Raw genomic sequence first — 6,607 nt, forward strand, 5'->3', positions numbered from 1 at the left:
GTACTGTAATTCCTATCCCCGCGTCCGCAAGCAATGATCCCCGCGTCCTTGTTACGTCGTCAAAAACCTCGCTGCCCCATCCCCTGTACGCCGAGATCAACCCTAATCCCGCTTGGGCAAAAATGTCCACTTTTTTATTTTCATTCTTACCAAGCCGTAAAAAGTTCCAGCGCATATAAACTTGGCCTTCAAATGTAAGAATATCGCTTTTATCCTTTCCTTCTTCGGCGCTGTAATTTATGCCGACTCTAGCGCCAACCATTAACGGCGGTGAAAGCCAGAGTTTTGGGTCAATAACTAATTGAAAAGAGAATCCATCTACAAGGATACCGCTCATTCCAAGTCCCGCGTCTAACGCCCAAAAATCCCCTGCGGGAAATTCCGTTTGAGCGTATAGTTTATTTAACGATATTAAGAAAATCACTTGAAGTAAAAAAATTTTAATTATTTTGATTGTATTCTCTTTTGGCAGTCTCATTCCTCTCCTCTTATGTATCATTATAACATAAAAACGAAATTCGTCAAATATACTTTTGTAATTAGTAATATTCTTACTAATTAACACTTGAGATTTGTTAATTTATTCATAAAAATCAAGTGAAGACAATACATCCTCACTTGTAATTTGAGATTATTTTTTTTGATTAGATACTACCGCTTTAGTACGGAAACAACCCTTTCCAAAACCTTTTTTCTGTCCAAGGGTTTTACGATGTAGCTCTTTGCTCCCATTAAGAGGCACTTCTTTACTACATCTTCTTTACCCAACGCGCTTACCATCATTACATTGGCATTCTTGTCAAATTCGAGAATTTTTTCCAATGCGGAAACGCCATCCATAACCGGCATGGTAATATCCATGGTAACCAAATCAATGTTTGGATGTAAAGCTTTATATTTTTCTACACCTTGTGCTCCATCGGCGGCTGTGTCCGCTACATCAAAACCTTCTGATGTGAAAATCTGACCTAACTGTTTCGCAATAAACATTGAGTCGTCAACAACCAGCACGCGGTAAGGCACACCTTCCGGCTTTATTCCTTCAGCGGTTTTTTCATTGATATTAGGCATATCAGTCTTTGCTATCATCCTGTACGCTCCTCTTGTTTAAAATAATATGATATATTTTAAAAATAGTCAAGCATTGAAAGCATTAATTATTCATCTTTAATGAAAAACTTTCAATAAAGCTAGTTTAACGATAAATTTGGAGAATGTCAATGGGCGTGCCATTTTACCTTGCACCTATGGCTGAAATAAGCCACAGAGCATTTAGGGAATTAATTGAAGATTTTGGCGGTTGTGACGCTTATTATTCCGAAATGATAAGTGCTGGCGCTCTTTTTGCAGGCGGTCCATACGAAAAATGGTACATTGATGCCGCTCCAAAACCGGAAAAGGTCGTTTTTCAAGTTGTTGGCTCAGATATTGGGCAGATTTCCAATGCCGTAACCCTCCTAGACAAGTTGGATTGCGCCGGAATCGACATAAATATGGGCTGTAGTGCCCCTTTAATACGAAAAACAGGTGCCGGAGCCGCATGGATGGCCTCGATTGACCATGCCGGAGAGCTAATTTCCCATATTAGACCGCTTATTAAGCACCGCCTAAGCGTAAAATTACGCGTAGGTTACAAGGATGATTTTGACTATTTAGTACGCTTCTGCAGTCGTCTTGAGGCGGAAGGGGTAGAGCTTATTACCCTCCACCCCCGGCTGGTTACGGAAAAGTTCAAACGCCTTGCCCGTTGGGAGTATGTTGGGCGGCTAAAGCGGGAGTTGAAAATCCCGGTAGCCGGAAACGGGGATATATCCACCCCCAACGATCTTGTCCGCCGAGCTGACGGCTCATGCGACGCGGTAATGGTTGGGCGGGCGGCGGCACGTCAGCCGTGGATTTTTGCCAAGGCGCGAAAGATTGAAGGCGCGAGTTCTGTCGCCAAAGGAACTCTGTCCCCGGATTTGGCTTCTGTCTCTGGAGAAGCTCTGTCCCCAAATTTGAGCTCTGTTCCAAATATCGAAGAAATAGGACTTCGTTTTTTAGAACTTTTAACCAAGTACCAGCCCCCCGATTTTCATCTTTCCAGAGCCATGCGCTTTTTTGGTTTTTTCTGCGACAATTTAAAATGGGGAAATTATTTGAAAACGCAATTAAACAGGGAAAAAACTTTGTCCGGCATTGAGTTGGTTTGGAAGGGGTATTTTAAGATGAATGAAGAATAATGGGGAGTAAGTCATTCGTGTACTCCTATAATGCGTAAACCTCATCATAAATTGCTTTTTCTACAAAAGTGTTTAATGATATGCCTTTTTTACCTGCAATAACCGCCGCAGCCTTATGAAGTTCAGGTGAAATGCGGATATTAAAAGAACCTTTATAAGATTTTTGCGGTTCTTTTCCAGCTTCTTTACACAAAACAAGATAATCTTCAACCGCTTCGGTAAAGGCTTTTTTTAGATTACTTACGCTTTTACCTTCAAAAGTTACGAGGTCGGCAGTCCCAATAATTTTACCGAAGAAACATTCGTCAGATGCCGAATATTCAACACTGCCGTAAAAATCCTTGTATTTGAGCATATTGTCAGTCATTCAGATACCCTCCTTGTTTTAATTCGTTAATGATGAATTTAACAAGATATTGTTTTAAAACAGGCGATGGATGCGGTTTATGAAGCCGGATGATTTGACCTGTTTTAGAATTTATGAAACGAACGGCTGATCCGCTTGTACCTCCGGCATTTGACAGCTGGAACCCAAAACCGCCCAGTAGCGTTTCAAGCTCTCCAAAAGTAAAGTCATTTGGACTGCCTAACAGGCGTTTTAACAACTTTTTTGATCTTGCCATAATCCGTTTCTAATTTATAATATACGCAAAAAATGAAAGTTTTGCAACTATTATTTAGTTACAAGCAATCTAATACGCCAAAGAATGAATTAGTTCTTTCTGCTTGCGCCTATCCCTGTCTCCTTTTGCGACATAAATCGGCTTCATTGTCCGTGGATCGAGGCCTGTGTGGTACATTACTGTGGACATGGTTCCCGGTGTGGGATAAAAGTCTTGCGTTTGTTCGGGAGCAAAGCGAGTTTTTTTCAAGTACTGGGAAAGTTCTTCCGCTTCTTTCATGCCCGCGCATGGGTGGGACGTTATGAAATAAGGCAGCAGGTACTGTTTTAGACGGAGCCGCTTGTTTATAGCGGTAAAATCTTTTCTAAATTCTTCATAACTTGAGTGGGGGCATTTGCCCATCGCTTCCAGCACATTTGCGCAGATATGCTCAGGGGCGACTTTTAACTGGCCGCTTACATGGAATTGGCACAAGGTTTCTAAAAACTCTTTTCCGTGTTTTTTATCATTTTGAATAAAATCGAAGCGCAATCCTGAACGGATAAAAACTTTTTTAATACCAGAAATTTCGCGCAAAGCTTTTAGTGTTTTTAAATACTGACTGTGATCCGCTTTTAAGTTAGGACAGGGGTATGGATACAGACATTCCCTGTTTGCGCAAAAACTGCCGCGCTCCTGCTTTTCGCAAATGGGTCTGAAAAAGTTTGCGGTAGGGCCGCCGACATCGTGAATGTATCCTTTAAAGTCGGGACGCGCGGCAAGAGTACGCGCTTCACGGAGCAGACTTTCTTTGCTGCGCCCGACAACAGCCCGCCCCTGGTGACTGGTAATCGCGCAAAAAGAACATCCGCCAAAACAACCCCGGCTTGAAACCAACGAAAAGGAAACTTCTTTAAGCGCGTCAATGCCGCCTTGCGCGTCATACATTGGGTGGGCTTTTCGCGTAAAGGGAAGTTCGTATAAAGCATCCAGTTCTTTGGTTGAAAGGGGCAGAGCGGGGGGATTTTGGATAACCCAGCGATGCCCATCGTTTTCTTCCGCCAACGGTTTCGCGGTTAAAGGATCGGCGTTTTGTTTCTGTATCATAAAATGCTCGGCGTAAGCGCGTAACGAAGTCTCGTCTTTTTCTTTTACTGCTTCATATTTAGGCAGAAAGCACACGTCTTTCCATTGATCGATAGCGGCTCTTCCATGAACGCGGACGCAAGTTCCCCTCTCATCACTTATACTGCCGATTGCTTCACCTTTCGCTAACCGGCGCGCTATATTCAACAGCGGTTTTTCTCCCATTCCAAAGACAAGAATATCCGCTTTTGAATCAAGCAAGATTGACCGGCGCACGGTGTCAGACCAGTAATCATAATGGGCAAATCGGCGGAGGCTTGCCTCAATCCCTCCTATAATTACCGGCGCATCCTTGTACGCGCGCCTGATTCCCTCGACATAAACCAAAGTGGCGCGGTCGGGACGCAGGCCGTTTTTCCCGGTCGGAGAATACGCGTCATCGGAGCGTTTGCGTTTTGCGGCGGTGTAATGGGCAACCATGGAATCCATGTTGCCCGCGCCGACTAAAAAAGCGAGGCGCGGTCTTCCCAATACGGTATATGATGAGGGGTCTTTCCAGTTAGGCTGAGGAATTATTCCGGCGCGAAAACCTGCCGCTTCCAACAGGCGGCACAAAAGCGCCGCCGCGAAAGAAGGGTGGTCCACATAGGCATCGCCTGAAACAAAGATGAAGTCGCACTCTTTCCAACCGCGCTCGTCCATGTCGCGGCGGCAAACGGGCAACAAGTTGCCTAGCAACGAGTTGTTTTGCGACGAATTGCCTTGAGTGGAATCGTGCGGTTTAGACCCCGACGACGGCTTTGACCTGGGGTATTTCCTTTTTGAGGTAATTTTCGATTCCCATTTTAAGGGTCATCTGAGACATCGGACAGTGACCGCAAGCCCCTGTAAGTTTTACCGAGACTGTGCCTTCATTGTCTACAGAGACAAATTCAACGTCTCCACCGTCAGCCTGTAAAGATGGCCGTACATTTTCCAACGCGGCTCTTACTTGTTCTTCCATATATACTCCTTCGTGATTCACGCTCCGGTTCGAATCCCTCCCACTGCCAATTAGGAGTTTTACGAAGTAAAACTCCTAAGCTAAAAAATCCGTAGGATTTTTTAGCAACGGAGAGAGAGGGATTTGAACCCTCGGTACCCTTCCGGGTACATACGACTTCCAATCGTACACCTTCGGCCGCTCGGTCATCTCTCCAAAATACCGGACGGAGAGAGAGGGATTCGAACCCTCGGTGTCCTTACGAACACAACGGTTTTCGAGACCGCCCGATTCAACCGCTCTCGCATCTCTCCGGTTGGGAACTGCGTGTACTGCGATGTTGATTCGCGGTTCGACAGATGTTCCCGATAGAGCTTATTTACTGTAACTAGGGAAGGGGTTTGTGTCAAGGGGAAGGTATTTTATGAAGATATGTTTAGTTTGCTATATCCGCCTTTGTAATACTCAATTTCCCATCCGCTTTGCGGGTGGCAATCTTTCTGAAATAATCCGCGTATTGTCTGTCCATTACGGCTATGTGCGTTAAAACCCAGTCTTTAAGAAAATAGGCGAATTTTTCAAGAACTAATCGCTTTCCTGATTCAAAGTCTTTTACGCTCTTAACAACCGTCAGCGTAAATTCATCGTGAACCTTTTTATGTCCCGCATAACCGGGGAATTTAGTTCCGATCATTAATTTTTCTTCCGCTTTAAAATGTTCTTTTATATACTGAACCGCCTGTTGAATAACTAACGCAAAATATGTCCGTTCTTCATTCTCGTTTCCGCTGGCATGATTGAATAAATCGTTTACGAAATCTATAAGGCCTTTGTGCTGGTCGTCAATTAATTTTACCCCCATTGAATATGTGTTAGACCATGCAACATGATTTTTGGACTGTGGAAGTACAGTCGATGATTTAGCATCCATTTTATGCCTCCTGATAATGTCATAAGCAGATCAATTTATTATTGACGTATTTGCTATTTTTTCATTATATATCTATACCATATAATAAATAAAGAAAAAGTTTATTAAAAGGCATGGTATCTTTTTTTGGAAAAAGTTTTATTATTATGATATTGACTGTTTCAAATATTTTGATAGCCGACCGCTTGCTATGTATCTACATTTTGTATATACTATAATATCCAACATTAAAACGTCGGATATTATCACAATAACCGCCATTGTAGTGAGGTGTTCTATGTTACGGACAAAAGCGACTGTTTCTATGTGGGGAAATAGCCAAGCGTTGCGGATTCCTGTTGAAATGACCCGCCGATTGGGAATTTCAGCAAATGATGAAGTTGTTTTGGAAGTTAGGGAAAATGTATTGACTGTTTCCAAACCGGAAACGCCTAGAGAGGGAACTATCGAATATCTTTTCAAAGACTATTCCGGGGAATCTTTCAGGACAGAACTTACGAATCCGGTTGAACCGATTGGAAATGAAAAATGGTAAACAGTGTTCCGATGCAAGGCGACATTATAAAAATTAACCTTGATCCAAAACAGGGGCATGAACAAAAAGGTTATCGGCCTTATATTTGTTTAAGTCATCATCTTGTAAGTGATTATGCCAATATTGCCGTGTTCGCGCCAATTTCAAACACGTCTCGGCAGTATCCCCTGTATGTTCCTTTAATGAAAACAAAATCAACCGGGGCTATTTTACTTGATCAATTAGTCACAATTGATTATAACGGAACCG

10 protein-coding genes and 2 tRNA genes are annotated in these 6,607 nt (G+C 43.1%); 3 read left to right on the plus strand and 9 right to left on the minus strand.

What is annotated here, in order from left to right:
• Both ACYVRH_RS09555 and ACYVRH_RS09560 read right to left on the minus strand, forming a co-directional pair.
• Positions 1-478: hypothetical protein (locus ACYVRH_RS09555; protein WP_461256687.1), on the minus strand; the 478-nt coding region annotated here is incomplete at its 3' end.
• Positions 479-651: 173 nt separating this feature from the next.
• The gene (locus tag ACYVRH_RS09560; protein ID WP_461253883.1) at positions 652-1,089 is read right to left on the minus strand and encodes a response regulator; all 438 of its coding nucleotides are present in this window, start codon (positions 1,087-1,089) and stop codon (positions 652-654) included.
• A 131-nt stretch (positions 1,090-1,220) separates the two neighbouring features.
• Here ACYVRH_RS09560 and ACYVRH_RS09565 point away from each other — a divergent pair, with 131 nt between their 5' ends.
• Positions 1,221-2,222: a tRNA dihydrouridine synthase gene (locus ACYVRH_RS09565; RefSeq protein ID WP_461256688.1), complete on the plus strand. Its 1,002-nt coding sequence runs from the start codon at positions 1,221-1,223 to the stop codon at positions 2,220-2,222.
• Between the two features lie 25 nt (positions 2,223-2,247).
• On the opposite strand, the gene ACYVRH_RS09570 is transcribed toward ACYVRH_RS09565, so the two are convergent.
• The 7 genes from ACYVRH_RS09570 to ACYVRH_RS09600 form a co-directional block, all read right to left on the minus strand.
• Positions 2,248-2,589 carry a type II toxin-antitoxin system HicB family antitoxin gene (locus tag ACYVRH_RS09570; protein WP_461256689.1) on the minus strand — a complete coding sequence of 114 codons (342 nt, stop codon included), beginning with the start codon at positions 2,587-2,589 and terminating at the stop codon, positions 2,248-2,250.
• Entirely contained in the window at positions 2,582-2,845 is a 264-nt protein-coding gene (locus ACYVRH_RS09575) for a type II toxin-antitoxin system HicA family toxin (RefSeq protein WP_461256690.1), read from the minus strand. Before ACYVRH_RS09575 ends, ACYVRH_RS09570 begins: the two co-directional genes overlap by 8 nt.
• A gap of 69 nt (positions 2,846-2,914) precedes the next feature.
• Positions 2,915-4,633 carry a YgiQ family radical SAM protein gene (locus tag ACYVRH_RS09580; protein ID WP_461256691.1) on the minus strand — a complete coding sequence of 573 codons (1,719 nt, stop codon included), beginning with the start codon at positions 4,631-4,633 and terminating at the stop codon, positions 2,915-2,917.
• 58 nt (positions 4,634-4,691) lie between these two features.
• Complete coding sequence (locus ACYVRH_RS09585; RefSeq protein ID WP_461256692.1) at positions 4,692-4,913, minus strand: NifU family protein; 222 nt, start codon at positions 4,911-4,913, stop codon at positions 4,692-4,694.
• A gap of 108 nt (positions 4,914-5,021) precedes the next feature.
• A tRNA-Ser gene (locus ACYVRH_RS09590) sits at positions 5,022-5,108 on the minus strand.
• Between the two features lie 11 nt (positions 5,109-5,119).
• Positions 5,120-5,206 (minus strand) — tRNA-Ser (locus ACYVRH_RS09595).
• Between the two features lie 122 nt (positions 5,207-5,328).
• The gene (locus ACYVRH_RS09600) at positions 5,329-5,823 is read right to left on the minus strand and encodes a bacteriohemerythrin (RefSeq protein ID WP_461256693.1); all 495 of its coding nucleotides are present in this window, start codon (positions 5,821-5,823) and stop codon (positions 5,329-5,331) included.
• A 277-nt stretch (positions 5,824-6,100) separates the two neighbouring features.
• On the opposite strand from ACYVRH_RS09600, the gene ACYVRH_RS09605 reads away from it, so the two are divergent.
• Positions 6,101-6,358 (plus strand): AbrB/MazE/SpoVT family DNA-binding domain-containing protein, encoded by a 258-nt coding sequence (locus tag ACYVRH_RS09605; protein WP_461256694.1) that lies wholly within the window; start codon positions 6,101-6,103, stop codon positions 6,356-6,358.
• On the plus strand, positions 6,352-6,607 hold a 256-nt coding region (locus ACYVRH_RS09610; protein ID WP_461256695.1), incomplete at its 3' end, for a type II toxin-antitoxin system PemK/MazF family toxin. The genes ACYVRH_RS09605 and ACYVRH_RS09610, both read left to right, overlap by 7 nt.

It is taken from the genome of Treponema sp. R80B11-R83G3 (genome assembly GCF_054786115.1).